This is a genomic window from Kitasatospora sp. NPDC049285, assembly GCF_040678815.1.
In the GTDB taxonomy this organism is placed as follows: domain Bacteria; phylum Actinomycetota; class Actinomycetes; order Streptomycetales; family Streptomycetaceae; genus Kitasatospora.
The window spans coordinates 38,541-63,904 of the sequence record NZ_JBFAQR010000042.1 but is presented as its reverse complement, the minus strand read 5'-3'; the positions used below and the strand labels follow the sequence as shown (position 1 = coordinate 63,904).

Sequence of the window (25,364 nt, the reverse complement as noted above, 5' to 3'; positions counted from 1 at the left end):
CAGCATCGCCTCGTTCTTGTCGCGGTTCGGGTCGCCGATGATGACGGCCTTGCCGCCGCCGAGGTCGAGCCCGGCGAGGGCGGCCCCGGAGCCACCGCCCATCGTGCTGTCCGGCCGTTACTGGCCGGACGGGCTGAGCAGCGTTTGGGCGGCGAGCGCTCGACGGCGCTCGTGCTCGATGTCCAACTCTGTGCGCAGCCGGGCGGCCTCCACGGCCGGGTCCGGCAGCGGGGTGAGGCGCTGCTCCGCAGGCACGGCCTCGGCGTAGACGGCGAACTGTCCCTGAGTCGGGGCGGGCACGGCGTAGCACGCCTGCGCTGCCGACTCCCAGGTCGAGATGGCCTTGTGGGCCTTGTCTTGGGCGACGATCCACGAGTGGTGGGCGGCCTGGAAGTTGGGGGTGGTGGACAGGGCGCTCCAGGTGACCTCGACCTGGTGGAGGGCGCGGTCTCGTTCGGCGCGGGTCTCGATCTCGGCCGGCAGCAGCTCCACGAGGGTGTTGTGCCAGCGCAGCGGGAAGTACAGGTCCATGACGAGCTGGGTGGCTTCGTGCTGCTCCTCCTTGCTGCCGCCTCGCGCGGCGATGTCGTGGTGAAGGCGTCGGATCTGGTCCATGTCGGTGTCGGCGGTGCCGGTGATGCCCTTGTACTCGATCGCCTTGAGCACGGTGGTCTCCTGTGTCCGGTCACGGGCGTCGATCCCGTGGGAGTCGAGATCGGTGTAGATCGTCTGGCGGGTGGTGCGAGCCGCCTCGGCGAGCGCCGCGATGTTGCGGTTGCCTGCGCGCCAGGCGCGGGCGACGAGGTCCGCCCGGACCTCGCCGGGCGGTCTGGCCCCCCACGCTCGCAGTTCCGCCATCGTCTGGTCACGCGGAGTACTCATGGCTCCAGGGTGTGTCTAATCACTAGACATGTCAATTCATTAGACACGCGGCGGCCGAGAAGCGTCCCTCCCCGGCGCGATCGCGTTCCCGTAGGCGGCTACGGATGTCTGCGGCATGGTGCAAGATCGTCGCCATGCGTTCGATCGTCGATGCGGTGTTGCTCGGGTGGTGGTGGCCGCTCGCGGTCTCAGTGGCGGTGGTGGCCGCAGAACATCGGCGCCGCGACGCCGCGCCCGACCGGGCCCGTGAGTATGCCGACATGGCCAAGGCCGTCCTCGCACTCTCCGCTCCCGCGTTCTGGCTGCTGGCCACCGGGCGGCAGGACGAGATGGCCGGGCAGCTCATCATGGCGGTCTTGGTCGCGCTGCTCGGCTACGGAGGCGCTGGGTCGGTGGTCGACTACGTCCGAGGCCGGCGGCGCCCGTAAGAACAGGACTGCCCTGGCCGGTTGGCACCAGGCGCTCTCCTCCCGCGGGCGGCTACCGGGCACCTGCGGCATGGTTCACAATGCGAGCGGGAGACTACGGGCAGCGAGGAGCCGAGCATGGGGTGGAAGGACGCGGCAGCCGCTGCCGAGCGTGCCCTGGAGAACCGCGAGGCCCGGCACCCCGACCCCTATCTGGAGCTCCTCCGCCTGGGCGTGCAGCACACCGACGAGGCCGTACAGGTGACTCTGATCGTCCCCGGCGCGATCGTCACCGGCAGGATCGTCACCCTCGACCAGTGGGAGCACTTGATGCTCAAGCAACTCAAGCAGCAGTCAAGTGCGCTGCGCAATGTCGCCGGGAACGCGATGGGGGCGCTGGACGACCGGGCGAGCGAACAGGAACGGCCCCGGCCGGACGAGGACAGCCCCTTCATCCACCTGCGGGACGTGACCTACCGGGCCAGCGGCGTCGAAGTGCCCCTGCCCACCTGGCGTGGACCCATCACCGGACTCGTCGGCTGGACGGTCGGCACCCCCGGGTAGAGCTCCCGGAAATCGGGCTGGCTCCGTCGGTGGTGACCGCTAGCATGCGCACAGGTCGGTCGTGGGCCGAGCAGCAGCCCACGACCGACCGGCCTCCGGGCTACAGCCCTGCCCGGCCGGGCGCCACCCCGTCGCGCCGGAACTCCTCGACGTGAAAGGGCCTCTGACGTGACGGCCAACCTCGACAAGCCCCAGTCCGTGGAGGCCGTGGCGCGGCCGGTCTTCGATCCCGCCGTGCCCGAGCCGGTCGTGCGTATGGTCGCCGACCTGGCCGACGCGGTGCCGCAGTTGCTCGCCGACGACAACGCCGAGACCCTCATCGTCTCGAACACCGAGGGCGGCCGGATCGTGCGCAAGTCCTTCAAGGCCATGGTGTGCGGCGCGATCGTCGGCGGCGCCGCCTGGCTGGCAGAACACTTTCTCGGGCAACCCCTGGCGGCTCCAGACACCGACCTCGGACACCGCACGGAACAGATCGACACCCTGGTGCGCTCCGCCCTCGACCTGTTCCAGACCGGCGGGGCGACCGTTGCCGCCGCGGGCGCGTGCTGCGCCGTCGTCGCGGTCGGCTTCCAGACGTCGCAGAACCGCCGGATGGACAAGGCCCTCGGGCAGGCCCGCGGACTCTACGTCCACCCGAGCTGGCTCAGCGCCGACGCCGTCCAGCTCCTTGCCCGGGCGCAGCAGGCCGCCGACACCGTGCTGCGCTCCCGGCTGCACACGCAGGACATGGAGGGCCTGGGCGCCGCCAACCGCGTGCAGCTGCCGGAGCGGATCTGGTCCATCGCCCAGTCTCTGCACCGCTACAGCCAGGCCCGGGTCGCCAGCGCCCGAACGGGCGGCGACGAGGCGACGACGCTCCAGGAGCTGCTGACGGGGGAGCAGGCCGCCCTGGACATGGTGCGCTCCGCCCTCGAGGAGCAGGTCTTCGCGCTGGAGGCGTACGCCCGCCGGGCGCAGGAGGTCGACCAGATCGCGGCCGAGCGCAGGGCGGTGGAGCAGGTGGAGGCGCGCAGCGAGGCGCTCATGGACCTGGTCGCCGAGACGGCGGCGTCCGAGCTCGCGGTCGGCGAGATCAACCCGCTGACCGAAAAGGCCTCCGCGGTGGCCGTCTCGCTCGCCGAGGCGCTGGCGGCGGCCAAGGACGCAGCTACCGCCGCGCTACCGCCCGGCCGGTAGGTGGCGAGAGGGCGTCCCGCTTCAACGTGCCGCCCACACCGGACAGTCGACCGTGTGCCGCGTGAGCACCAGGACCGTGCCGCCGTCCATCACGCTCGTGCTCAGCGTCGCCGCGCAGCAGGCGGGCCGACCTTTGGCCGGCATCGTCTCCCGGGCGCGCCCGCTGACGGCGCCGTTCGGTGGCAGCGGCAGCGGCGCCGGGGTGGCGCCCGAGCGGGGCTGCCGCCGCCGGTGGAGGACTGATCGTCGTCGGGCCATGGCGACACCCTGCCCGCTCGCGCCGCTGCGTGGCCGACGGCGGCAGGCGACACGCCGGGCACGGCTGCCAGCTGGTAGGCCCCGGGCGCCGGTCACCAAGGGCGGGGCCGCAGGTCCCAGCGGGGCGCTCCCCCGTGGTGGTACCGGATGACCGCCTGGGTCAGGGCGTGCTCGGCCTGCCGCAGGCGCACGTCCTCCATGCGCCCCTCGTCCTTCGCCCAGTCCGGCAACGGCCGGTCAGGGAGCGCGGTGGTGAGCGTCTGCCCGAGCTCCGCGATCCGCACGTCCCACTCGCTCAGGGTGTGCCGGAGAGTGCGCACCAGGAGGTCCACCGCCGCAACCGGGTCCGCGCCATCCCCACGAGCCTCCGTGGCCGCCTCCACCAGCACATCCTCGTCGAGGTCGCTGAAGAGATCCCGCAGTTCCGCGGTGTGCTGCAGGTGCTGTTCGAGGATGTCGCGCAGGTCGGCGTCAGGCGGTGCGGCGGATTCCTCGCAGGTCGACTCGCGCTCCTCGCGGAAGGCGGCGGGCTGGTCGACTGCGGGCGGCTGGCCCCGCCGCTGGCCGGCCAAGGTGACCAGCACCCGTTCCGCCTGGGGGCCCAGCGGTGCTCGGCGCCGAATGCCGCGACCGGTGGAGATGGTGCTGCTGCTCATGCCTGATCCAACGCGCGAACGGGCGAAGCGGCTACGGGAAGGCGGAGGAGAAGGCCGTCGGACCAGTCCGGTCGGGCCCGGCCGCCCGTTGCCCCGCCGTGGACGGACGGGGGCGGGCCCGAGGCGGTCGCCGCTGATCCGGTCCAGGGCGGCGAGACAGGGCTCCGAGCTGGCTGGTTTCGTCGACGAAACTTCTCGCAGCCCCCAGTCCAGGTGGCGGGGGCGGGACTCCCTGGGGCCTGGCCGCCCCGTTTATGTGTATTTTCCTTTTACTGAAAACACGTGGACAGTGACGGTGGAACCCCGTAGAGTGAGGTTGTTATTTCAGCAAGGTGAAAACACAAGGAGGTGACGGTGTACGTCACGACAGGCCAGACGGCTACTGCGCTGGGATGCTCGATCCCGACCGTCAGGAAGTTGCTGGCCACCGGCGTCATCCCGGGAGTCCTGGAGCACGGCCGACAGATCGTCCCCCAGACCGCGCTGCACGAACTGCAGCACCGGAGCGGGCCGGACCTCTCGGCGCTGCGCCACCCGGAGGTCGCGGTCCTGCGCACTGGCAGCGCCGAGCACGTCGGTGGGCCGGACGGCGGTTGGAGCGGCTTCGGCACCGAACTGACGGAGGGCCAGCTACTGGCCGCCCTCTCCGGCTGGTGGCGCTGCGACCCCGCCCGGGTGGCAGCTGCCGCTGTACTGCCGGTCACCGTGGCCGGCTTCGTCGTCGCCGTCCTGACCGGCCTGGAGGACTGGACGGCCGACGGGACTGCGGGAACGGGGGCCCGCTACCAGTTCACCGGGGCCCGCCTCGCCGGCTACCTCACCGACCTGACCCACCCCGCCAACCGGGTCGCCTCCGCCCCGGCCGGCACCGACGACCGACGCCTGGCCGACCTGCTGCTCGGTACCCGCCTGCCGTCCCAGTCGAGCGGACCGATCGCCTACGTCAGCACCCGCACCGCCACCGACCAGCCCACCGAAGGGGAGTGAAACCCGTGGACGAGACGTACAACGACAAGCTGACCGAGCTGCGCGCCCTGCGCCCCCAGGTGGCGAAGGCGCAGGGTGCCGTCGAGACCGCGGAGAAGACGCTCGCCGCCAGGAAGACCGCCTTCGAAGCTCTCGTCGGGCAGCGCGCCAAGCTCGTGGTGGAACTCGCCCAGCTCGACGACGCCCAGGGCAAGGGCGAGACGATCGCCAAGGCCGCCGGGATGAAGCTCGGGGACGTCGTCCGGATCGCACCGGCTCTGAGTCCCGTCCAGAGCACCGCCAACGGCACCGGCGCCGTTGTCTCCACCGCGCCCTCCGAGACGGCCGCGGTCACCGAGGCCGCCCCCGCCGAGGCGCAGCCCGTGCCCGTCGTGCCGGAGCCTCCGGCCAACTCCCCTGACGCCCAGGTGCCCGCACCGGTGTCCTCTCCCGAGGCCCGCCCGGTCCGGATCCTGCCTTCTATCCCGCAGGGCCCGGCCGGAGAGCGGTACTTGGTGCCCGTCCCTGACCTGCACAAGAAGCGGCCGGTCTGGGAGCAGCGGTGGTACTCGACGGTGTGGCTGGACACCCGGACCGGCGCGCTGGCCATGGAGCCCCCGGCCGCGAACGTCGTCCAGGTCGACCTCGGAGCCCGTCGGCCCGGTGACATCCTCGACGCGGTCACCTCCGTGGTGCCCGGTGTCCGGCGGATCTACATCACCGGCGGCGACCCCTGGCACATCGAGGCCGAGCGCTACTCCACGCTCAAGGACGCCGTGGCGGCCTGGCTCAACGCGCCCAGCGAGCGGTGGGCGGAGAGCACCGGCGGCGGCCCGAACCGCGATCAGCTGGCCAGTCACCTGGTCCACCCCCGCAACCCGGTCGGCCGCTACATCCGGGCCGGGGCCGAGCGGAACAACCCGACGATCGAGATCCACTCGGTCGGTGCGTGGTTCCAGCCCGACGGTGCGGACGTCGCCGTGGTGCGGCACGCCTTCATCCTCATGTACGAGGCGCTCAAGCAGCAGTGGGACGACGTGGTGATGATGGCGTTCCCGAGCGCCATGGGGAAGGACCTGTGGAAGCGCACCATCCCGACCACCGGCCAGTGGGCTGGCGGCTTCCCGGTGATGAGCGAGGAGCTGCGAGGGCTGCTGCACGCCACCGCCGGCCAGGGCCGCACCGAGCTGATCGTTCCGCCGCGCGTCCCGCAGCAGTTGCCGGGCCTGTTCGAGGCTGACCGCACCTTCGCCTACGCGCGGCACACCCATCGAAGCGGCGTCGGAACCCCTCGCCGCGTCACCGGCCGGGCGTTCGAGGCGATGGACGCCAAGCAGCGGCGCAGCGCCCTCTACGACCCCTCGCACTGGCACATCCGCGCGACCGTCCCCGGCGGCTGGGAGCACGTCGGAGTCCTGCCCGCGCCGGTGCCCGGCGAGCGTGCCTGGGAGTACCCGGCCACTCCGGGTGCCACGTTCACCACCTGGGCGGGTGGCCGCGAAGTCCTCCTCGCGCTGGAGAACCCGCAGAAGCTCCCGTGGCGGATCGAGGTGCTGGACGGCCTGGTCTGGCAGGAAGGCGACCCGCTGGACGAGTGGTCGAACAAGCTCAAGGCCGCCTGGTCGTACCTGCTGGGCCTGTCCCAGATGCACGGTGACGAGCGCACCCGCCGCGCCGCCTACCTCGCGTCTCGCGGTATCCGCTCGATCCAGCTGCTCGGAATCGGGGCCTTCGCCCAGCGTCCGCGCGTCAACCACGGCAGCACGCCCGTCGACCAGACGGTCCCCGACGGCGCGATGATCATCGGTCAGGCCGAGGATCGATTCCTCTGGGAGCGAGCCACCCCCAACTCCAAGGACCCCTGGGCGCACCCGGAGTGGAGCGCCGGGCTCTGGTCGGACGCCCGCGCCGCGCTGCTCGACATGGCCGTCAAGGACGAGGCCAACAAGAAGACCATCGGCCGGGTCGGCGCGCTGCACCTGCCTGCTCGCTCGGTCGTGGCCCTGCGTACCGACGCGATCTACACCACCGAGCCGATCGGCCACTGGCCGTACTTCGGCCGCCCCGGCGAGTACCTGCTCAAGGGCCACCTGCCCGGCCCGGTCGACGCCCCCGTCACCGAGGACGGCCTGCTGGCCCTGCGCAACCAGGGCCGCATCCACCTCGCCCAGTCCCGCCAGGCCGCTCAGCACACCGACGATCAGGGAGGCACGCGATGAGCCCCGCCGACCCGGCCAACCCCAACGAGGCCGCCCGCCTGACCCAAGAGCTCCTCGACGAGGGCTACACCAAGCGCCAGGTCGGCACCATGCTCGACCGCGATGCCAGCTACATCAGCCAGTTCTGGTCCAAAGGGAAGGGCGCCAGCATGGTCGGCGCTCTGCGTGAGCTGCTCCAGGCGGTGCGCGGTGGCGAGCGGGACACCGAGGCGCTCTCCGTCATCGCGGCCCAGAACGTCAAGCGCCGCACGACCAAGAGCGGACAGAAGGCCCGGGTCCGGGGCAAGGACATCATCGGCCAGGAGGGGCGCAGCATGATCGGCCGCGCCGGAAAGCAGGCGATCGGGACGGGTGCCTCCCACCTGGCGAAGGTCGTACGCTCCACCGGCGCAGTCAGCGGGCGCCTGGCGTTCACCGTACGGATGCGAGCCGACCAGTTCACCATGTCCGCCGGTGACGACGGGGACTCCGCGGGCCTTCGCCGCGGGTTCCTGCCCCGCTCCGACGGCACCGAGGAGAGGGCCTACGGGGACTCCGTCAACCAGGGCTTCGACGCGGCGGAGTGGACCGAGCGGGTCGACCGGCACCACGGCGACGTCACTGAGGCCATGCAGGAGTGGCTGGTTGAGACCGGCCGGGCCGTTCCGGACGCCAAGGTCGAGTACCTGGAGGTCCGCGGCTGGGTACCCCGGTCCTGACCCGGCCCACCCGCGCCTGGGCGCCGCCGCCCTGCTCCCTCAGCCCACTGCACCGCTTCCACAGAGACGAGGACATCCGTCGTGAACCCCACCGTCGGCCAGCAGGGCGACAAGCTGTCCGAGCAGGCCGCCGCCGACCTGGCCGGGGCCAGGGCCCTGGCCGAAGCCGTGATCCCGGGCCGCCGCCCGGTGCCGCCGAAGGTCCGGATCGCGCCGATGCGCGACTACCAGCGCAGGGCCGTCTCGGCGGCCTACCGTGAGGTCAGGCACGGCGGCCGGGCGATCCTGGAGATGGCGTGCGGCGCGGGCAAGACGTTGGTCTCCGCCAACTGTGCCAAGCGCCTCGCGCGGTACGGGCGCGTCCTGGTGCTGATGCCGACGATCGAGCTGCTGGAGCAGACCGCCCGGTCCTGGAGCACGATCGGCGGCCGGACGGGCACCGCGATCGCCGCCTGCTCCAAGGAGGAGGCGCTGGAGAGCGCCGAGGCCGGCGGGCATGTCGAGGGATTTGTCACCACGGACGCCGCCGAGCTGGCCGACCTGGTCGCCCGGGTGCCCGCGGGCAAGCCCGTCACCGTGTACGCGACGTACGCCTCCCTGGAGAGGATCGTCAAGGCGCACGACGAGTTCCGCCTCCCCGGGTGGGACCTCGTGATCATCGACGAGGCCCACCGCACCGCGGGTGCCCTCGACAAGACCTGGGCCGCCGTCCACGAGGACGCCAAGGTCCCGGCCGAGCGGCGGCTGTACTTCACCGCCACCCCGCGCATCGCCGACGAGCCGGCCGAGGGCGACCTGTCCGACCTGGTGCTGGGCAGCTCCCGCAGCCTGTACTCGATGGACGACGAGGAGGTCTTCGGGCGCACCGTGTTCCGGTGGACGTTCGAGGAGGGGGTGACCGGCGGCTGGATCGCGGACTACCAGATCATCGTGCCGGTGGTCACCGACGAGGACCTGCGCTTGCTGCTGTCGCTCCCGGCCGTCTCCGACCTGCGTTCCCAGCGCACGAACGAGGACCTGCAGAGGCTCGCGCTGCAGGTCGCGGTGCTGCGTGCGATCGCCGATCTGGGCCTTCGGCGGGTCATCTCCTTCCACGCCCGGATCGACTACGCGCGGAAGTTCGCGGCCTCCCTCGTGGAGACCGCCGACCTGCTGCCGGACTACGACCGGCCTGAGCGGATCTGGGCCAAGGCGGTGGCCGGCACCGACCCGCGCCGCATCCGCCAGGCCGCGTTCGACGAGTTCCGTGCCCACACCGGAGTACGGGAAGGGGACGAGGGCGAGGAGTGCGGCATCCTGTGCAACGCTCGCCTGCTGGCCGAGGGAATTGACATGCCCACGGTCGACGCGATCGTCTTCGCCGACCCGAAGACGAGCCCGGTGGACATCGTGCAGGCCCTGGGCCGGGCCGTGCGCCAAGCCCCCAACGAGGGCAAAACCGCCTACGTCATCATCCCCGTCTACATCGCGTCCCCCGACCGCGAAGCCGGTGACGACGAGGCCGACGACCTCCCCGTCGCTGACCCGGCGATCGTCACCCCGGCCGGCCCCCAGGTCCAGGAGGAGGCCGACACCGCCATCCAGTCCTCCGCCTTCCGCTCCGTCCTGCACGTCCTGCGCGCGCTCGCCTCCGTCGACTCCCGGGTCGTCGGCCGCATCGCCGACCTGCGCACCCACCGCTCCCAGCCCGGCACCACCTTCAACACCGGCCCCGTTCGACTCACGGCCAGCGCCCCGCAGGCCGACGCCGACGACCAAGGCCCGAAGGACGAGACCGAGGCCACGGAGACCGAGACCGAGGCCACGGAGACCGAGACCGAGGCCGCGGTGGCGCAGCCGGCGGAGCAGTCCCCGATCGAGTGGCTGCGCATCAAGGCCAGCGCCCACGCGGCCGAGATCCTGCGCTCGCTGAAGCTGAGGATGTTCAGCCCGCGCACCCAGGAATGGGAGCGGATGTGGGCCCGCGCCGCAGAGTTCTACATCGAGCACCACCACCTCGACGTCACCGACACGGACCAGCACCAGGAGCTGATCACCTGGCTCGGCAACCAGCGCTACCTGCACGAGAAGGGCACCCTGGACGCGGCCCGAGTCTCGGAGCTGAACGCCATCGGGATGATCTGGGACAAGCACGCCCACGCCTGGGCGCGCGGCGCGGCCTACGCCACGGCCTACCAGAAGACCCACGACCACCTGGCCGCGAAGACGAAGGAGCAGCTCGACGGGTACAACATCGGCCGCTGGCTGGAGCGCCAGCGCAAGGCCGAACTCAACCCCGAGCAGAACGCCTCACTCGACGCGCTGGACCCGCTGTGGCGGCTGGAGCCGGACTGGAACCGCTCCTACCGGCGCATGGTCGCCTACCTCGCGGGCGGCGGGACGCTCACCGGCCCGGTGAACCGCACCGGCGTGGAGACCGACCCCACCTTCCGCCCCGGCTCGTGGCTGCGAAAGCAGGACAAGGCCCGGGCCGAAGGCGCGCTGACGACCCAGCAGATCAGCTTGCTGGACGCCCTGCACGAGCAGCACGGTGACACGTCCCCGGCTGCTGCCACGTCCGGATCGGAGCACCGCGGATGAACGGCTACGGCCGCATCCTGCTGGCGGAACTGCTGACGAGCGCCGGCCACTCCCTGGACTACGCCGACGGAGCCATCGCCCGGGACGAGCTCGACGTCCTCGACTGGGCCGCCAGCGCCGCGGAAGCGGCGGCATTTGATGGCCCCCACGGCCGCAGCGACGACTACAACAAGGGGTGGATGGACGGAGCAGCCGCCGCCGAGGAGCGGCTGCTCGTAGAAGCCGAACGGGCGCGCCTCGAGGCAGCCGCCGCTGGCATCACCGTCCCGCCGGAGTCGCCGTCGCTGCGCCCCGAGCTGGCCGAGCGGGCCGCCGCCCGCGTCGCCGAGCGGCAGGGCTCGCTCGCTCGAGCGATGACGCCCCGGACGGCCCGGCTGCCAGCCCGGCCGGAAGGGCGGCCGTACGTCGAGGACGAGTACAGGCAGCCTCTGGACGAAGACGGGGAGCCGGTCCGCCTGGCCGTCCACCACGTCGACGGCCAGCTGCTGATCCCGGCCGAGCAGGTGACCGCCATGGTGAGGGGCATTGCCCACCTCTGGAGGCACCAGCGCGGCGGCGGAGCGCCGCTGGACTTGGACACCACCGCGCGACTGTGCCAGTCCCTGGAGGACTATGCCGACGACCTCGACGCCGAAGTCGGCGCCGGCGACCGCTCCACCCCAACGCCCTGACGGCCGAGAACAACCTTCTGTCCGGCCGGGGCCACCCAGCTCCGGCCGGACACCAGCCGAGCCCGAACCGCACCGAAGGGAACCAGCATGGACGCGAACACCGTCGTCACGATCGGCAGCACCGTCATCGCCGCCGCAGCCGCGCTCGGGGGCACGTTACTGGGCCACCTCATGCAGCAGCGGGCCACCCGCGCCCAACAGAAGATCCAGACCTCCGAGGCCCGCCGCGCCGAGATCCTCGCAACGGTGACCGCCCTGGTGAGTGCCCTCGACAACCACCGCCGCGCCCAGATCGTCCGGACCCGCGCCTTGGCTCTCAACCCCAGCGCTCCCGAGCAGGTCGACCACGAGCACTCCCCGGCCGTCCACGACACCCGCAGCGCCGTCACCCCGCCGCGCCTCGCCCTGCGGATGACCTGTCCGGCCCTTGCCGCCGCAGCGGAAGCCGCCGTCACCGCCACCTTCGCCCTGCGCGGCGCCGCCTCGCTCGCCGAGGTCGACCGCCTGCGCGCCAGGGCGAAGGCAGCTTGCGACGCCCTGGTTGCAGAAGCCAGCGCCCTTCTGGCTACCGCTGCCTGACAGAAGGCCAGGACGCCCAGCCCGGCCCTAGCAGGTGAGGTCACCCGTAAGAGTGAACGTGGATAGAGGAATTCCTAACGAGACGTCAAGGGGCTAAGCTCCCCCTCGTTAGAAGTGCTTCTATCCACGTCCGTTGCACCGGGAGCCGCTTTGAAAATCACCCTGATCGCCGAGGAACCGACCGATGGCTTCCTGGATGACCTACGCACTCTGCTCGCCAAGCACGCCGCCGACGTCGTCGTCGACACCGGCTGGACGTCCGAGCGGGCCAGCCGCTACTACCTCGCCCTGCCGCCCCGCGCCCAGCGGATCCTGGAGGAAGCCGTCGCGCGCGGCGGCACCGTCGCCGCCGACGACCTTCGCGGTGAAGACGCCACCGCCAGCCTCAAGGGCCACGCCGCCGGCCTAACCCGCACCATCACCCGCGCGATCCAGGAAAGGTGGCTCCCCAGCGGGATCGAGTCCCCTGTCCAGGGCGTCGGCCCGGGCTACGGCAAGGTCCTCGGCTACCGCGTCCACACCGACCAGCTCGACCTGTTCCGCGACACTGTCCTCGCCCTGCCCTGCCAGCGCCGCACCGCCCTCGCCCAGGAGATCACCGAACGCGGCGGCAACTGGAACATCGCCCGCGCCAGCACCGCCCTCGGCCTCCTCAAGCTCCCCACCGACTTCGAGGGCGCCGCGGTCCTGCTGCGCCACCTCGCCGACGTCGGGCACATCGTCCCGGGCACCCCTGGCCACGACGACACCTACCAGCTCGGCACCAGTACCGAGAACTGAGCAGGTCCTGCCCGCCCGCGCAGAGAGCGCGACGCCACCAGGTGGACACCCGCCCCGGCCTGACCAGCCGCCGCTGCTCCGTGGGCCACTGGCTGCCGGTGGCCCACGGCACGCTCCCCTTCGTACGCGCCGGAGCGGAGGCGTAGCGCCATGTGTCCGGGTGGCTACGAAGCCGCTACCCCTAGGCCCGCGATGCCGCTATTGTGTTCCGGTACCTATTGAGAGGTATGGGCTAGCGCGCCGAGCCCGAGTCCCGCCGACCTGCCCGCGAGGGGCGGCACAGCGGTCAAGGTGGTAGGAGTCGAAAGAGCTCCCGCACCGCGCGAGGTGATCATTCGTCAGGTCCACCCTTTGTGCTCTGCGCTGATGCTGCGCGCGGGCCGGGTCGCGGGACCGCGCACCGCGCTGGAAGGCATCCCGTGCCCAAGGACAAGCGCTCCAAGAAGCAGGCCGCCCGCCGGAAGGGGAAGGCCACCGGCGCCCCTCACGCCGCCATCGTGAACGGCGCCGCCCACCGGCACCCCGCCCCCGACTTCGGAGTCATGGACTCCCGCCCCTACGGCGTCACCAGGCAGGTCAACCTCGCCCCCGCCGCCGCCCTGGTCGGTGCCGCCCGCGCCGGCTGCCGACCGTGCCAGAAGTCGGCGATCCCGGCGGTGCTCGCCAGTGACCGCCTCATGGTGGCCACCCTGGCGGGGACGCCGTTCAGCCTGCTGCCGTCCACCGGGCTGCTGTCGCCCGCCTCCGTGAAGCTGTGGGAGGTCGGTCGGCGAATGCGGGAGAGCGGCTTCGATGGCCCGGCCCCGGCCGCGCCGATGCTCGCCCTCCTGGAGAGCCTGCCGGAGGAAGAACTGCGCGACATCCTGGAGGACGCCCTCGACATGTGGGCCGGATTCGGAGCCGGTCCCGAGGAGTCCGCCGCGACGCCCGCCGACGAGCGGGCGGAGCACGACACCGACGAGGACGACCTGCCGGAGGCCACCGCGCCCCCTGAGAATCCCTTCACCGGCGAGGGCCTGGTCTACCTGAGCGCCGACCAGCTGGCCGCCGGGATCCCGCTGCCGCTGCTGCTGCAGTCCGCCCTGACCGGCACCGTCGAAGACCAGATCACCGAGCATGCCCACGACCTCTTCGACACGCTGAACGAGCGCGGCCCGGCCGCGATCCGCGAAGCCGTGCTGCTGCTGGCCCAGTACCTGCTCTCCGGCGGGACGTACGGGGCAGGGAGCGAGGCCTCCGTGCGGTACTACCGCCAGCAGCCTGCCGCTGACCTCCAGACCCCTGCGCTGACCGTCATGCACCTGCTGCTGGCCACGTACATCGGCACCGGCCGCCCCGGCGCCGAGCACTTCCTCGACGGAGACGAGGTCGACGCCGAGCTCGGCGGTGTTCTGAGGATGCTGTTCTGCATCGCCGCGTTCGCGTCCGGCTGGCCCGCCGCCCGCCAGCAGGCGCTGACCGAGGAGCTGTGCGCCGGTGTCCGCTGACCTCGTACCCCAGGCCGTGCAGACCAGCACCGACCCGGCCGACACCGCCCACCTGCGCGCGGGCAAGCGCATCACCCTGGAGGAGATCACGCTCCACCTGTCCGGCGCCGGCGTGCTGCTCGCCCAGCTGGCCCGTGCCGCGGAGACCCCCGACCAGCCGGTGGAGCTCGCCGACCTGATCGACCCGCTGAACCGCCACGCCAAGGAGCTAGCCGCCTTCGCGAAGATGGCGAGGCACCTGACGGCGATCGTCGCCGGGGATGTGCCGCTGGCCGCGACCATGCCCGACGGGGCGCGCTGGGGAGCAGCCGCCCGCGGCGAGGAGCGGCGGGAGTCCTTCGGCGGGCCGGCCGTCGTGCCGACGATCCGCCAGCTGGAGATGCTCGCTGACCGGGTGGCCGCCCACGATCCGGACGCTCCAGGGTGGCGGCAGGACCGCTTCGGCCAGGAGACGAAGAGGATCACGTTCCCGGAGGCGATGCTCGGGGTCACCTTCGTGGAGTCGAAGGCCGCCCGGGCCCGGCGCGCGGCCGAGCGGGAGCGGGCGATCCGGCAGGAGGTGCTGGAGACGGCGTGCCCGTCGCCAAAGTGCGGAGCCGAGCGGGGCGATCACTGCCGAACCTCCACCGGCCGGATCTCCGAGCAGCCGCACAAGGGCCGCCTGGACGAGGCCACGGCCTCGGTGGACGCCCGCCTGGGGTTCGACCTCAACCCGGTGGCGGTGCCCGGTGCCTGACGAGGACACGATGCGCACCGGCACGATGCGGCTGGAGGTGACCGTCGACCGCTACATGGCGGCCCGGCTCGCCCGGTTCGCCGGCAGTCGCGGCCTGTCCGTGCCCCGGGTGCTGGAGATGCTGCTCGAACTCTCCGAGATGCGGGCGGCGGACGGCACCTTGCGGCTGGGCCCGTTCACCGTCGGCTCGGACTGCGGCCCGGGCCCCGACTGGGTCGGCACGGTATTCGCCGACCCGCCGCAGGTCGAGTACCCCGGCCTGGACGGCTACGGCCGTAGCGTCCGCGCCCGCGTCGCGCCCGGCCCGGCCGGGCGAGACCGCTACGGCACCTACGGCCTGCGCGATCGCACCACCGAGACGCCCCGCCAGCAGCAACAGACCGACTGCACCGACCTACCCGAACTCGAGCCGCAGACCGTCCACTCCCACGCCACCGGCCTGACGCCGCCCGGACCGGAGTGCACCTGCGGCAGCGCGCCGTGCGGGGGACTGGCACCCGTACGGGACGACTGCCCCGAGCACGGCCCGCTCGAGGTCCCGCTGTTCTGGCACGCCGGCCGCTACTGCCTGGCCACCGCGGACGAGCTGTTCTAGCTGCAGCGGCACGGCGCGGCAGTCCGTTCCCGACAGGGAGGGGCCCCGCGCCGTCGGCTCCGGTACCGCTCCCTTAAGGGAACGGCCAGACCGCGCCCGAGACCCAGGGGAACACCAGTGGCGCCAGCCGCTTGCAGAACGGATCGCCACTGCCCGCCGCCTTATCAGCCGCCCACTGCCGCACCGCCCCCGCCGCCCAGTCAGCCAGCTGCAGCTGCGGGTGCGCCCTGCTGTCGGCGAATTCGATCCGAGACGCCGGTAGCTGCTGCACGAATCCCCCGGGGTTGGCCGGGTCAGGGAAAAGGTGTGCCGTGCGCAGAGTCACCGCCCACTGGGCGATCACCTTCGACGAGTCGTGGACCAGCCGGAACCGGCCTATCGACCGCCCGAAGTCCAGGCACAGCTCGTACAGGGCCGGGACAGCCGGATCTAGCGTGTCCCGCAGGTCTCCCGATCCGAGGTCCACTACCGCCTCGTCCGCTACAGGTCGGCAGTGCTCCATCAGCTCGAACAGGCCAGCTGCCTCGTTGTGCGGGACCGTTGCCCTGAACGAGGTGATCGAGGCGTACAGGTCGTCCGTGCTTGCCCGTTGCCGCACCCAGTCCACGAACGCCTGCAGCATCCGGTCGTAGGCTGCCCGGTCGCCGAGCCGCCTCCCCGCCAAGTGCATCATCTCGGCCAGCGCCAGGGTCTCCTGCCCGTTGTAGAGGTTGTAGCCCATAGCGTGGGCCATCGGCTCCATCAGCAGGTCAACCATCTTGGTCATCACCATGAACTGCTTGTGCATCAGCTGTGCGCGGACGGCGCCCTCGGGCAGCTGCTCGAATGCCCGCAGCAGCGCCTTCCGGCCTCGGGCTGCCTTCGCCAGCGACCCGTACTTCGGCTCGCCCTGCGTCGACGGCAGCTGGCACCGTACCTCGGCGACGAGGTCGGCAGCTGCCCGGTCGTCGAGATGAACTCCCGCCAGGGCGAAGACCGGCTGCCCGGGATCGAGCAGGTTCTGGCCCGAGTTGCCGGTCTCATCGAAGTAGACCGTGGGGTCGTCGGTAGGAGGCATTCCCCGAGGATGCCGCCCGTGAGAACCGGTCGGCGACCGCTTTCCGCGAAGCCGATCGGCTTCGGGATCCTCCGCGCGGTGGCCGCGGCAGGGGCTGCCCCGGCACTCGCTCCGCCAGATTCGGCAGGGTGGTTCAGACCGCATGGGGCGAGCGGCTGGGCGCCACGGCTGTTCAGCGGTGGTCGGCCGGGAACCCCGCGGTCATCGACCCGTCGCGGCGCCGCCGCAGCCACACCGGGCGGTGCCCCAGCTGGGCGACGGAGGGGGTGACGAAGAGCAGGCCCAGCTCCTCGCCCGGCTCGGCGGTGTCGTAGGCAGCTGCGACCACCAGGCGCAGCGCCTCGCACGCCGCACCGTCGGGGTCGAGCGCTGCACCGGGCGGGTCCAGGTACGCCCCCAGTTCGATCAGGGCGGTGCGCAGCGCGCTGGTGACGTGGGTGATCTGCGCGCCGTTGAGAGCGGGGTGGCCGGCGGAGTCCGGGTGGGGCAGGACGGTGGTATTGGACGGTGAGGTGGTGGTCACGGAGGTCATGCATAGGAAGGTAGGCGCAGGGCCCGACAACGACTGGGCTCTGCAGCGCCCGGGTCACTCGATCGAGGACGGCGTATGTCAACCCGGGAGGAGGTCGTCCACCTCCAGGTCGGGGCGGGTGCGCAGGACTCGGGGCCGGTGGCGCCAGCGCCCGAATTCGAGCTGGCCGGCGTCGACCTCGATGTCGACGACGATGGTCGGCACGACCGGCCGGTAGAGAACTGGGGGGCTGCCGGGAAGACCGCCAACGGTGCCGGGCAGCTCGGCCAGCTCGGCGGCGGCCGGTTGCAGGCGGGAAGCCAGCTCCGCCCGCACTGCGGGTGGCAGGGGGAGGCTGACCCCGACCGGGCGCAGATGGCCCCTGCTGCTGGGCAGCCCGAGGACGGCGCCCTGGGAGGCGGGGGTCGCGCCCGGGGTGATGCCGAGGACGACGGCGCTCGTACTGTCCTTCACCCGGTACTTCAGCCAGTCGGAGCGGCGTCCCGGCCGATACGGCTGGGAGGAATCCTTCACCACACAGCCCTCGATGCCGCCGCCCAGTGACCCGAACCAGCCCTTGGCCTGCTCCGGGTCGGCGGTGGTCGGCAGCGGCCAGATTCGCCCGCCCGCGGGGAGCAGGTCGAGCAAGCCGGAGCGTCGTTCTTCGAGAGGCAGGGGGCGCAGGTCGACCGCGCCAGTGGCCAGCAGGTCGAACGCGGCGACCTGGACGTGGAAGGTCTCCCCGGCGCGGGGGCCGCGTCCGCCCGCGCGGGTCTGCAGCAGGCCGAAGGCCAGTGAACCGTCGGTCTTGACGGCCAGCAGTTCGCCGTCCACGACCGCCTCCGGCAAACCGGCGGCCACGGCCGCGATGTCCGAGAACGCCGCGGTCAGGTCGGTACCGTGGCGGCTGTACACGGCCGGGCGTTCACCGGTGCGCAGGCACACCCGCCAACCGTCGGCCTTGGGTTCGAACCACCGGTGGCTCTGTGCCGCAGGCAAAGCGGCGACCGGGCGGGCCAGCGCGAGCTCCACCGGCAGGTCGAAGGGCGTCCGGCCCCGGCCCGCCGCCGCCCTCCGTGTTTTCGGCACCCTTACCTCCTTGCGCCCTTGCCTCCAGGATGGTCCGGCCACGTTGCGGATGGCGTGGAGGAGCGCGCCACCCTGGAGTTGTGGCACGTGTTCGGTACTGCGCAAGCTGCGGAGGCCGGCTCCCCCGGGGAGCCTCGTCCCGGCGCTGGTACTGCAACGACGCCTGCCGGGCCCAGGCGTACCGCAACCGCAAGGTGGAACAGCGCCGCCTGGACTTCCTGGCCCTGCTCGGGCAGGCCCATTACGCCAGCCACCGACGGCTGATCCGGGCGCTGACCTGTCCGGTCTGCGGGCGCGCGACCATGGCCAGGGCGGGCCGGCGGCGCGATGCCGTCTACTGCTCCGGCCGGTGCCGGTCCCGCGCCTGGCGTCGCCGGGCCCAGGCGGCAGCGTGACGTCAAGCCGTCACGAATCCGCCCCGTACCGGCCGGTATGACGCCTCCACGTCACGCTACGCAGCCCTTTCGTGCGTCCCTCCACGATGGTGGCTCCGGTGCGACCGCCGTGGTGCAATTCGGTGCGCCTGGGGGCATATTGAGGCCACCTGAGTGATGATTTTCAGTCTCTCGAAGGGAGCGGAACTTTTTCTGCAATGGGGGAACGGAAGAGGGGCAAAGGCCCTATTCTTTTCTCATGACGAAGCCTGACGGTGGAGCAAAGTCAGTAAGTCGCCTCGTGCCGGCACAGAGAAACCAGCCGGACGTACCGAACGTGCGCAACTTCCGGGATGCGGGAATTTCTCCCCTGCGCCCTGGGGTCCTGTACCGATCCGGTTCCTTGAACCGGCTGACCGAAGTGGGGTCCGAGCGCCTGCGAGACCTGGGCGTTCGCACGGTGATCGACCTGCGCAGCAATGTCGAGAGCAATGTCTGGCCCGGGCAGATCCACGGGCTCACTATCGAATGGGTTTCGATTCCGGCGCTGCCCGATCTGGATGCCCTGAAGGAAATGGGCTTCTCCGACTTCTCCGGCTTCGACGGCAAGCCGTGGCCCGTGGATCCCGCTGCCCTGTACCCGTTCATGGCCACCTACGCGGCCCCGGCGATCGCGGCGCTGGTAAGGCGGCTGGCCGAGCCAGCCTCGCTGCCAGCGGTCGTGCAGTGCGCGGTGGGCAAGGACCGGACGGGCCTCGCGGTGGCGGTGATCCAGTCGTTGCTGGGCGCCCCGCGGGACCAGGTCGTCGGGGACTTCGTGCAGTCCAATGTCGAACTCGCGCTGACGGCCGGCCCGACATCCTTTCTGGACGAGGCAGGGGTCACCCGTTACTCCCACCCGGTCAGCGAAGCCCTTCTGGCCTCCGCGATGGACACGATCCTGACCGCGCACGGCTCTATCCCCGCCTACCTGGCACCCCACGGGGTCACAGCGGCCGACCTGGACGCCCTGCGCTCCAACCTGCTCGCCTGATCAGACTCGCCCAGCTGCGCCCGCGATCCGGAGGACCGCGGGCGCAGCTGCGTGAGCACGTCCGGCCGCCGCGCGGGGCAGCGCGTCGATGCCTCGTCATCCGTTGGGGTGACATTCGCAACGTGGCCGGCAGCGGGAGTGCCATGCCGCTGATGTCCACCGCCGACATCGCCGCAGGCCACGCCCGGTGTACTTTGATCAATTACGCGACCGGCGATCACTGAATGCGATCTTGGAAATGCCGAACTGTACTCGCGGCGCGGCGAGTTGGTCACCCCGTGGCCGTTGTGCGGGGCGACTCGTATAACATCGCTTGGGTCGCATGGCGAGCCCTGGTGTCCTAGCGTTGATTTGTGCTGCTGGTAGACCCATGGGCCGATTCGGGATCTAGGTATGGGAGCGGCTGAAATGGCTGATGCGCCTGGTGGTTCGATCGCGCTTTCCGGCGGGCGGATGACCGACGGTGTCGTCCGGGTCGACAATTCTGTGCGCAGGCCCGTAAAGGAATCATCGGAATTCGTTGCGGCTCTTCTCAAGGTATTCGAGCACCAGGAATTCGAGGGTGCGCCGCGGTACCTCGGCCAGGCCGACGGGATGGATATCCTCAGCTATCTTCCCGGCGATGTCCCGGCGCGCTTCCAGTTGTGGGCGGACGAGCAGGTGGCCGCGGCCGGGCGACTGCTGCGGTCCATGCACGACGCGACGCGGGGGAGCGAACTCGCCGACCGCTCCCAGGTCGTCTGCCACCGCGACGCCGCACCGAACAACGCGGTCTTCGTCGACGGCCTGGAAGGTCTGCCGGTGGCCTTCATCGACTTCGACACCGCGTCCCCGGGCTCGCCGCTCGAGGACCTCGGCTACGCCTCCTGGACCTGGTGCGTGGCATCGAAGCGGGGGGACCAGGTGGCGCGGCAGGCTGACCAGGTTCGGATCCTTGCGGACGCCTACGGCCTCGAAGGGCCCGAGCGGGCGGTCCTGGTCGACGCCATCATCGAGCAGCAGGCGCGCAACGCCCGGTTCTGGGCCGAGGTGGAGGCGTCGGGAACAGGCACCCCCAGGCCCGACGCCATCGCTCAGAGCATCGCGTGGAGCCGACGCGAGCTCGCGTTCGTCGTCGCGAACCGCGAGGTCTTCGACGCCGCACTCGCCTGACCTGCAGCCCCGATACCTACGCCTTCGGCGCCGTGAGAACTGGGGCCGGCGGGAGCCCGAACATCGCCCCGCTGGTTCGCGCCAGTGCCGCGACGTCCACGGCCTGCCCGTCCTCCGCCACGTACGGGGCGACGGGCTGGCCAAGCGGCGGGTTCACCAGGTAGAGCACCGTGATGCGCCGCTCCAGGTGGTGGTTGCGGACCTGGTGGTGGAGCGGCGGGACCTGACCGGCGGTCATCGCGGTGAGCACGCTGCCGGGCATGACGAGCAGGCGGCCGTCACCGACGGCCGCCGCCTGCATGTCCCCGTCGGTTTCGATCTCCAGTCCGGGACCGTCCGAGGTGGCGAGGGTGAACAGGTGGCCGTCCTCGTGGCGGTCCTGGAGCAGGTCTCGCTTCGGGTCGCGGAGGTACCAGTTGATCTCCAGGTAGGACGAGGCGCGGAACTGCAGGTTGTCACGGTAGCCGTAGTGGTCGGCCAGGCCGGCCAGCACCTGGTCCGCAGCCTCGGCGGCGACCTGCCAGTACGCGCCCAGGGCCTTGAGGAACGGTGCGACGGAGTCGGCCTCGTGCCCGGGGACCTTGGCCGGGTCGTCGGCCCAGTAGGTGAAGCTGCTGTTCATGTCGGGCCGGTCAGGGGTGACGGAGTACTGCCGCCCGTAGGGCCGGTAGCCGAAGTTGAAGTCGTCGCTGCCGTGCCGGAGCTTGGTCTCCTCGTCCTGGGTGAAGAACCGCGCCGCCTGGGTGCGCAGCTCCGCGAGGACCTCGGCGTCTGCGGTAGGCAGGGGGATCGTCGCGTGGCCGCGGTCGAGAAGGTCGCGGGCCGGGCTGGTGGGGGACATAACGGTGCTCCTGGGTGTCTCGGGCCTGGGATTACAGGAAGTAGAGCTGGCTGAGCGCGGTGACCTCAGCGGGCGGGGAGCTGATCGGGTCGCCGTCGAGGGTGACCTGCCCGGTGCCGGGGTGGACGCGGACGTCGCTGATCCGGTCGTTGCGGTTCATGTCGGCTAGGCCGATCGTGCGGGTGTCGCGGACGGCGACGCGGCGGCGCCGGGTCGGCAGGGTGTCGGTGCCGCTGTCGTGTGCGGCGCGGCTGACGAAGGCGACGGACAGGTCGGCCGCGGTGGCGCCGTACGCGCCGACCTGCGGGCCGAGGACGAGGGGCTGGCTGGTCTCGGTGGAGGCGTTGGGGTCTCCGGTGGCGCCCCAGGCGGGGTAGCCGGCTTTGAGGACGAGCTGCGGCTTGGCGCCGAAGTAGGCGGGGTTCCACAGGACGATGTCGGCGAGGCGGCCGGGGGTGAGCGCGCCGATCTCGTGGGCCATGCCGTGGGCGATGGCCGGGTTGATGGTCAGCTTGGCGATGTAGCGCAGGATGCGTTCGTTGTCGTCGCCGCCGGGCTCGGTGTCCAGGGCGCGCATCTTGGCAGCTACCTGGAAGGTGCGGCGGACGGTCTCCCCGATGCGGCCCATGGCCTGGGAGTCGGAGGAGGTGATGGGGATGACGCCGAGGTCGTGGAGGACGTCTTCGGCGCCGAGCGTGCTGGTGCGGATCCGGTCGCAGGCCATGCGTTGGCAGTCGGGGTCGTCGGGGTCGAGCCGGTGGACGGTGGCGATCATGTGGAGGTGCTCGGCGGCGGTGTCGCGGGTGTAGGGCAGGCTCGGGTTGGTGGAGGAGCCGATGATGTTCGCCAGGCCGGCCAGCTGCAGGACGTTCGGGGCGTGGCCGCCGCCGCAGCCCTCCACGTGGAAGGCGTGCAGCGTACGGCCGCCGATGACCGCGAGGGTGTCCTCGACGAACATCGCCTCGTTGAGGGTGTCGCTGTGCAGCGCGACCTGGACGTCGTGGTCGTCGGCGACGGTCAGGGCGGTGTCGAGGGCGCGGGCGTGGGCGCCCATGTCCTCGTGGACCTTGAACCCGGAGGCGCCTCCCTGCTCCAGGGCCCGCAGCAGCGGGTCCGGGTCGGAGGAGGAGCCGCGGGCCAGCATGGCGAGGTTGACCGGGAAGGCGTCGAAGGCGCGCAGCGCGTGGCGCAGTTCGGCGGGTGTGGTGACGCCGCAGCCCCAGGTCGGGCCGAAGTTCTGGGAGACGATGGTGGTCACTCCGGCGGCCAGGGCTGCGCCCATGATGCCCGGGGAGCAGAGGTGGACGTGGGTGTCGACGATGCCGGGGGTGGCGATGAGGCCCTCGCCGGGGATGACGGTGGTACCGGTGCCCGCGAGGACGTCGACGCCCTCCAGGGTGTCGGGGTTGCCGGCGCGGCCGACGGCGGCGATCCGGCCGTCCTTGATGCCGATGGAAGCCTTGCGGACGCCGAGGACGGGGTCGACGAGCAGGACGTTGCTGACGATCAGGTCGCAGGTCCGGTCGGTGAGGCAGGCCTGGTAGTGGATGCCGTCGCGGCCGGTCTTGGCGTAGCCGACCAGGAACTCCTCGCCCCGCCGCTGGGCGTCGGCTTCGACGCGCAGGGTCAGGCCGGTGTCGGCCAGGCGGACGAGGTCGCCGGTGGTGGGGCCGTGCTGCTGCGCGTAGGTGAGGTGGCTGCTGCTCACAGGTCGCCTTCCTGGTCGGTGGTGGAGCCGCTGTCGAGGTAGCCGGCGACGTGGGCGCGGGTGAGCGCGGCCTCGCGGGCGCCGGGGGTGTCGAGGGGGCCGTCGACCAGGCCGGCGAAGCCGATGACGATCCGGTCGCCGCCGATCGGGGTCAGCTCCACCTCCAGGGGGGTGCCGGGCTCGAAGCGGGCGCTGGTGCCGACGGGCAGGGCGAGGCGGCGGCCGTAGGCGGCGACGCGGTCGAACGCGAGGGCTCGGTTGGCCTCGAAGAAGTGGAAGTGCGAGGTGACGGCGACCGGTACGTCGCCGGTGTTGGTGACCTCGATCCGCACGATGTCGGCGTACGCGGCCAGCGGCTGGTCGGCGGGCAGGACGGCGCCGGGCGCCGCCGCGGGGTCGGTGGCCGGGCCGAGGGGGTGGGTGATGACGATGAGCTTGGAGCCGTCGGGGAAGACGGCCTCGACCTGGATCTCGGTCAGGATGCCCGGAACCTCCGGCAGCACGTCGGCGGGTGTTAGGGCCGCGCGCCCGGCGGCGACCGCGTCCTCGAGCCGGCCGCCGTCCCGGGCGGCCTCGCACGCGGCGTGGGAGATGAGCGCGGTCGCCTCGGGCACGTTCAGCCTCACGCCGCGCTGGTGGCGCTCGCGGGCCAGCAGGGTGGCCGTGTACAGCAGCAGCCGGCCCTGCTCGGCGGGGGTCAGATGCACGGGAACTCCTTCCGGACGGGGGCGGGCGGGGTCATTCGCCGATGACCACGCCGCACGCCTTGGCGTGGAAGCGGATCGCGGCCCGGGCCTGGGCGAGGTCGTCGAAGGTGATCTCGGGCATCAGCGCGAGGGTGTAGTCCCGCATCGCGTCCTCCGGCATCACCACGTCCTGGTGCGCCCAGCGGGCCGATACCGCGGCGAGGGTGGCGTCGTCGGCGACGGTGAGGCCGAGCTTCGCGGCGGCCTGCCGGGCGGCGTTGGGGGTGGTGAGGTAGGTGTAGTCGCGGGCGCCCGGCTGCGGGGAGAGCACCTCCACGTCGACCGCAGAGAAGACCCCGTGCTTGCCGCCCTCGGTGATAAGGGCCAGGATCCGCTCGAGGTTCTCGGTCAGCAGGGCCCGGGTCATCCCGATGTGGCCGACGACGAACCCGGCGCGAATCAGCATGCCGTGGTCGCGGGCGACCGTGATCGCCGTCGAGTTGAGCTCGTACAGCTTCTCGGCCTCCGCGAGGACGTCGCGGCGCCGCCCGCCGACCGGCTTGTTCATGGCCGCGAGAGACAGCGGCGCGCCGGCGTCCATACCGATCATGATCTGGCGCACCCCGAGGGAGGTGAGCAGCGCGGTGCGGCGGGGGTCGGCGATGCCGTCGGCGCGGCCGTAGCCCACCAGGAGGGGCCGCTCGTCCTCGCCGAGGGCGGACCACCAGGCGGGGCTGTCGGCGGCCATGCCGGTCAGCAGCTGGGCGAAGGTGAGCGGGAGTTCGTCGGCGGTCAGGTAGTGGTAGTCGTAGCCAGCGTTGAAGGCGGCCTCGATGGCGTCCCACGCCTGGACAGGGGTGAGCTGGTTGCGCCACAGCTGCCCGGGGTGGATGGAGCAGAACGAGCAGGCGTCGTCGGAGGCGAACTTCACGCAGCCGCGCCCGATATCGACCGGCACGCCGGCCGTCACCGTACGGCTAAGCAGCTCGCGGATCCGCGGGGCGATCCGGTGACCGAACTGCCTGGTGTACAGCGGCGTCTGGGGGAAGGCCCGGTCGACCAGGGTGTAGTCGTAGCCGGAGAAGACCGGCTCGGGTCGCGGGGTGGTGGTGTGCACGCGGCCGTCGGCGCGGTACACCAGACCGGGGAAGGCCGCCGGGTCGATCGGCGCTCCGGTGCGCAGGGCGCCGATCAGGTCGGTGAAGGGGCGCACGACCTCGTTGCCGACGAAGCCGTAGTCCAGGCTGGGGGAGGCGTTCATGCACGCCGTGGCCAGGGAGCTGAAGTGGTCGTTGCCCGCCACGGTGGTGATCCGGGTGTCGGCGGCCTTGGCGTGCTTGGCCAGCAGGACGCCGGCCTCGTAGTTCGCGGTCAGCATGCCCAGGCAGACGGCCAGGATCCGGTCGGCGTGGGCGGTGATGTACTCCAGGACGTCGTCCAGCGGCGTGATCGTGCCGTCGACGTAGACCGGCGTCAGCGCCGGGTTCGCCGCCAGGGAGGAGACGAGGGACAGTGCGCCCAAGCAGAGGAAGTCGCTCCAGTCGGAGTGCTCCTCGGGGCGGGTCACGGTCAGCAGCCGGCCCTTGATGACCGTGTTGGAGTTCGGCGGGACGACGACCAGGACAAGATCACGAGGCATGGCGGTCTGCTCTCTGC

25 protein-coding genes are annotated in these 25,364 nt (G+C 71.6%); 16 read left to right on the top strand and 9 right to left on the bottom strand.

Going from position 1 to position 25,364, the window contains the following annotated elements; all coding sequences use genetic code 11:
• Nucleotides 1-117: 117 nt before the first annotated feature.
• Entirely contained in the window at nt 118-882 is a 765-nt protein-coding gene (locus tag AB0K51_RS24085) for a hypothetical protein (protein ID WP_363458876.1), read from the bottom strand.
• Nucleotides 883-1,016: 134 nt separating this feature from the next.
• Between AB0K51_RS24085 and AB0K51_RS24080 the strand changes: the two genes are divergently transcribed.
• The 3 genes from AB0K51_RS24080 to AB0K51_RS24070 all read left to right on the top strand — a co-directional run bounded on the left by AB0K51_RS24080 (nt 1,017) and on the right by AB0K51_RS24070 (nt 3,032).
• On the top strand, nt 1,017-1,310 hold the full coding sequence (locus AB0K51_RS24080; RefSeq protein ID WP_363458874.1) for a hypothetical protein: 294 nt from the start codon (nt 1,017-1,019) through the stop codon (nt 1,308-1,310).
• Between the two features lie 117 nt (nt 1,311-1,427).
• Nucleotides 1,428-1,853, top strand: a complete 426-nt coding sequence (locus AB0K51_RS24075) for a hypothetical protein (protein WP_363458872.1) — start codon at nt 1,428-1,430, stop codon at nt 1,851-1,853.
• A gap of 168 nt (nt 1,854-2,021) precedes the next feature.
• Nucleotides 2,022-3,032 carry a hypothetical protein gene (locus tag AB0K51_RS24070; RefSeq protein ID WP_363458870.1) on the top strand — a complete coding sequence of 337 codons (1,011 nt, stop codon included), beginning with the start codon at nt 2,022-2,024 and terminating at the stop codon, nt 3,030-3,032.
• A gap of 350 nt (nt 3,033-3,382) precedes the next feature.
• On the opposite strand, the gene AB0K51_RS24065 is transcribed toward AB0K51_RS24070, so the two are convergent.
• Nucleotides 3,383-3,946 carry a hypothetical protein gene (locus AB0K51_RS24065; RefSeq protein WP_363458868.1) on the bottom strand — a complete coding sequence of 188 codons (564 nt, stop codon included), beginning with the start codon at nt 3,944-3,946 and terminating at the stop codon, nt 3,383-3,385.
• Nucleotides 3,947-4,300: 354 nt separating this feature from the next.
• Here AB0K51_RS24065 and AB0K51_RS24060 point away from each other — a divergent pair, with 354 nt between their 5' ends.
• The 10 genes from AB0K51_RS24060 to AB0K51_RS24015 all read left to right on the top strand — a co-directional run bounded on the left by AB0K51_RS24060 (nt 4,301) and on the right by AB0K51_RS24015 (nt 15,257).
• Entirely contained in the window at nt 4,301-4,933 is a 633-nt protein-coding gene (locus AB0K51_RS24060) for a helix-turn-helix domain-containing protein (RefSeq protein ID WP_363458867.1), read from the top strand.
• Nucleotides 4,934-4,938: 5 nt separating this feature from the next.
• Nucleotides 4,939-7,131 (top strand): hypothetical protein, encoded by a 2,193-nt coding sequence (locus AB0K51_RS24055; RefSeq protein WP_363458865.1) that lies wholly within the window; start codon nt 4,939-4,941, stop codon nt 7,129-7,131.
• Nucleotides 7,128-7,829 (top strand): helix-turn-helix domain containing protein, encoded by a 702-nt coding sequence (locus AB0K51_RS24050; RefSeq protein ID WP_363458863.1) that lies wholly within the window; start codon nt 7,128-7,130, stop codon nt 7,827-7,829. The genes AB0K51_RS24055 and AB0K51_RS24050 overlap by 4 nt, the downstream gene beginning before the upstream one ends.
• An 81-nt stretch (nt 7,830-7,910) precedes the next feature.
• The gene (locus AB0K51_RS24045; RefSeq protein ID WP_363458861.1) at nt 7,911-10,409 is read left to right on the top strand and encodes a Helicase associated domain protein; all 2,499 of its coding nucleotides are present in this window, start codon (nt 7,911-7,913) and stop codon (nt 10,407-10,409) included.
• A complete protein-coding gene (locus AB0K51_RS24040; protein ID WP_363458860.1) occupies nt 10,406-11,080 on the top strand; it encodes a hypothetical protein in 675 nt (224 codons plus the stop codon). Before AB0K51_RS24045 ends, AB0K51_RS24040 begins: the two co-directional genes overlap by 4 nt.
• A gap of 87 nt (nt 11,081-11,167) precedes the next feature.
• Nucleotides 11,168-11,659, top strand: coding sequence for a protein kilB (locus tag AB0K51_RS24035; protein ID WP_363458858.1), 492 nt, complete (start codon nt 11,168-11,170; stop codon nt 11,657-11,659).
• 150 nt (nt 11,660-11,809) lie between these two features.
• A complete protein-coding gene (locus AB0K51_RS24030) occupies nt 11,810-12,439 on the top strand; it encodes a hypothetical protein (RefSeq protein WP_363458857.1) in 630 nt (209 codons plus the stop codon).
• A gap of 419 nt (nt 12,440-12,858) precedes the next feature.
• A complete protein-coding gene (locus AB0K51_RS24025; protein ID WP_363458856.1) occupies nt 12,859-13,926 on the top strand; it encodes a hypothetical protein in 1,068 nt (355 codons plus the stop codon).
• Nucleotides 13,916-14,662: a hypothetical protein gene (locus AB0K51_RS24020; protein ID WP_363458855.1), complete on the top strand. Its 747-nt coding sequence runs from the start codon at nt 13,916-13,918 to the stop codon at nt 14,660-14,662. The genes AB0K51_RS24025 and AB0K51_RS24020 overlap by 11 nt, the downstream gene beginning before the upstream one ends.
• Nucleotides 14,655-15,257 (top strand): hypothetical protein, encoded by a 603-nt coding sequence (locus AB0K51_RS24015; RefSeq protein ID WP_363458854.1) that lies wholly within the window; start codon nt 14,655-14,657, stop codon nt 15,255-15,257. Before AB0K51_RS24020 ends, AB0K51_RS24015 begins: the two co-directional genes overlap by 8 nt.
• 73 nt (nt 15,258-15,330) lie before the next feature.
• Here the strand turns inward: AB0K51_RS24015 and AB0K51_RS24010 are convergent, their stop codons facing one another.
• From AB0K51_RS24010 to AB0K51_RS24000, 3 genes are all read right to left on the bottom strand, one after another.
• Nucleotides 15,331-16,314, bottom strand: coding sequence for a DUF3800 domain-containing protein (locus AB0K51_RS24010; RefSeq protein WP_363458853.1), 984 nt, complete (start codon nt 16,312-16,314; stop codon nt 15,331-15,333).
• Nucleotides 16,315-16,486: 172 nt separating this feature from the next.
• Complete coding sequence (locus AB0K51_RS24005; protein ID WP_363458852.1) at nt 16,487-16,846, bottom strand: hypothetical protein; 360 nt, start codon at nt 16,844-16,846, stop codon at nt 16,487-16,489.
• A gap of 78 nt (nt 16,847-16,924) precedes the next feature.
• Nucleotides 16,925-17,914 (bottom strand): ATP-dependent DNA ligase, encoded by a 990-nt coding sequence (locus tag AB0K51_RS24000; protein ID WP_363458850.1) that lies wholly within the window; start codon nt 17,912-17,914, stop codon nt 16,925-16,927.
• Nucleotides 17,915-17,994: 80 nt separating this feature from the next.
• Here AB0K51_RS24000 and AB0K51_RS23995 point away from each other — a divergent pair, with 80 nt between their 5' ends.
• The 3 genes from AB0K51_RS23995 (at nt 17,995) to AB0K51_RS23985 (ending at nt 20,473) form a co-directional block, all read left to right on the top strand.
• On the top strand, nt 17,995-18,309 hold the full coding sequence (locus tag AB0K51_RS23995; protein WP_363458849.1) for a hypothetical protein: 315 nt from the start codon (nt 17,995-17,997) through the stop codon (nt 18,307-18,309).
• 238 nt (nt 18,310-18,547) lie between these two features.
• Nucleotides 18,548-19,321 carry a tyrosine-protein phosphatase gene (locus AB0K51_RS23990; protein ID WP_363458848.1) on the top strand — a complete coding sequence of 258 codons (774 nt, stop codon included), beginning with the start codon at nt 18,548-18,550 and terminating at the stop codon, nt 19,319-19,321.
• Between the two features lie 408 nt (nt 19,322-19,729).
• Nucleotides 19,730-20,473 carry an aminoglycoside phosphotransferase family protein gene (locus AB0K51_RS23985; protein WP_363458846.1) on the top strand — a complete coding sequence of 248 codons (744 nt, stop codon included), beginning with the start codon at nt 19,730-19,732 and terminating at the stop codon, nt 20,471-20,473.
• A gap of 16 nt (nt 20,474-20,489) precedes the next feature.
• Here AB0K51_RS23985 and AB0K51_RS23980 read toward each other — a convergent pair whose 3' ends face one another.
• From AB0K51_RS23980 to AB0K51_RS23965, 4 genes are read right to left on the bottom strand one after another with little or no spacing between them, the layout of a single operon-like run.
• Nucleotides 20,490-21,314, bottom strand: a complete 825-nt coding sequence (locus AB0K51_RS23980) for a hypothetical protein (RefSeq protein WP_363458844.1) — start codon at nt 21,312-21,314, stop codon at nt 20,490-20,492.
• 31 nt (nt 21,315-21,345) lie between these two features.
• On the bottom strand, nt 21,346-23,022 hold the full coding sequence (locus tag AB0K51_RS23975) for an urease subunit alpha (RefSeq protein ID WP_363458842.1): 1,677 nt from the start codon (nt 23,020-23,022) through the stop codon (nt 21,346-21,348).
• Entirely contained in the window at nt 23,019-23,729 is a 711-nt protein-coding gene (ureB, locus tag AB0K51_RS23970) for an urease subunit beta (protein WP_363458840.1), read from the bottom strand. The genes AB0K51_RS23975 and ureB overlap by 4 nt, the downstream gene beginning before the upstream one ends.
• A gap of 31 nt (nt 23,730-23,760) precedes the next feature.
• Complete coding sequence (locus AB0K51_RS23965; protein ID WP_363458838.1) at nt 23,761-25,347, bottom strand: hypothetical protein; 1,587 nt, start codon at nt 25,345-25,347, stop codon at nt 23,761-23,763.
• Nucleotides 25,348-25,364: the final 17 nt, after the last annotated feature.

What these genes read in the sequence shown, in the direction of transcription:
- AB0K51_RS24085 (WP_363458876.1), bottom strand. Translation starts at nt 882, where the DNA reads ATGAGTACTCCGCGTGACCAGACGATGGCGGAACTGCGAGCGTGGGGG.
- AB0K51_RS24080 (WP_363458874.1), top strand. Translation starts at nt 1,017, where the DNA reads ATGCGTTCGATCGTCGATGCGGTGTTGCTCGGGTGGTGGTGGCCGCTC.
- AB0K51_RS24075 (WP_363458872.1), top strand. Translation starts at nt 1,428, where the DNA reads ATGGGGTGGAAGGACGCGGCAGCCGCTGCCGAGCGTGCCCTGGAGAAC.
- AB0K51_RS24065 (WP_363458868.1), bottom strand. Translation starts at nt 3,946, where the DNA reads ATGAGCAGCAGCACCATCTCCACCGGTCGCGGCATTCGGCGCCGAGCA.
- AB0K51_RS24050 (WP_363458863.1), top strand. Translation starts at nt 7,128, where the DNA reads ATGAGCCCCGCCGACCCGGCCAACCCCAACGAGGCCGCCCGCCTGACC.
- AB0K51_RS24040 (WP_363458860.1), top strand. Translation starts at nt 10,406, where the DNA reads ATGAACGGCTACGGCCGCATCCTGCTGGCGGAACTGCTGACGAGCGCC.
- AB0K51_RS24035 (WP_363458858.1), top strand. Translation starts at nt 11,168, where the DNA reads ATGGACGCGAACACCGTCGTCACGATCGGCAGCACCGTCATCGCCGCC.
- AB0K51_RS24010 (WP_363458853.1), bottom strand. Translation starts at nt 16,314, where the DNA reads ATGCCTCCTACCGACGACCCCACGGTCTACTTCGATGAGACCGGCAAC.
- AB0K51_RS24005 (WP_363458852.1), bottom strand. Translation starts at nt 16,846, where the DNA reads ATGACCTCCGTGACCACCACCTCACCGTCCAATACCACCGTCCTGCCC.
- AB0K51_RS23990 (WP_363458848.1), top strand. Translation starts at nt 18,548, where the DNA reads ATGACGAAGCCTGACGGTGGAGCAAAGTCAGTAAGTCGCCTCGTGCCG.
- AB0K51_RS23985 (WP_363458846.1), top strand. Translation starts at nt 19,730, where the DNA reads ATGGCTGATGCGCCTGGTGGTTCGATCGCGCTTTCCGGCGGGCGGATG.
- AB0K51_RS23980 (WP_363458844.1), bottom strand. Translation starts at nt 21,314, where the DNA reads ATGTCCCCCACCAGCCCGGCCCGCGACCTTCTCGACCGCGGCCACGCG.
- AB0K51_RS23965 (WP_363458838.1), bottom strand. Translation starts at nt 25,347, where the DNA reads ATGCCTCGTGATCTTGTCCTGGTCGTCGTCCCGCCGAACTCCAACACG.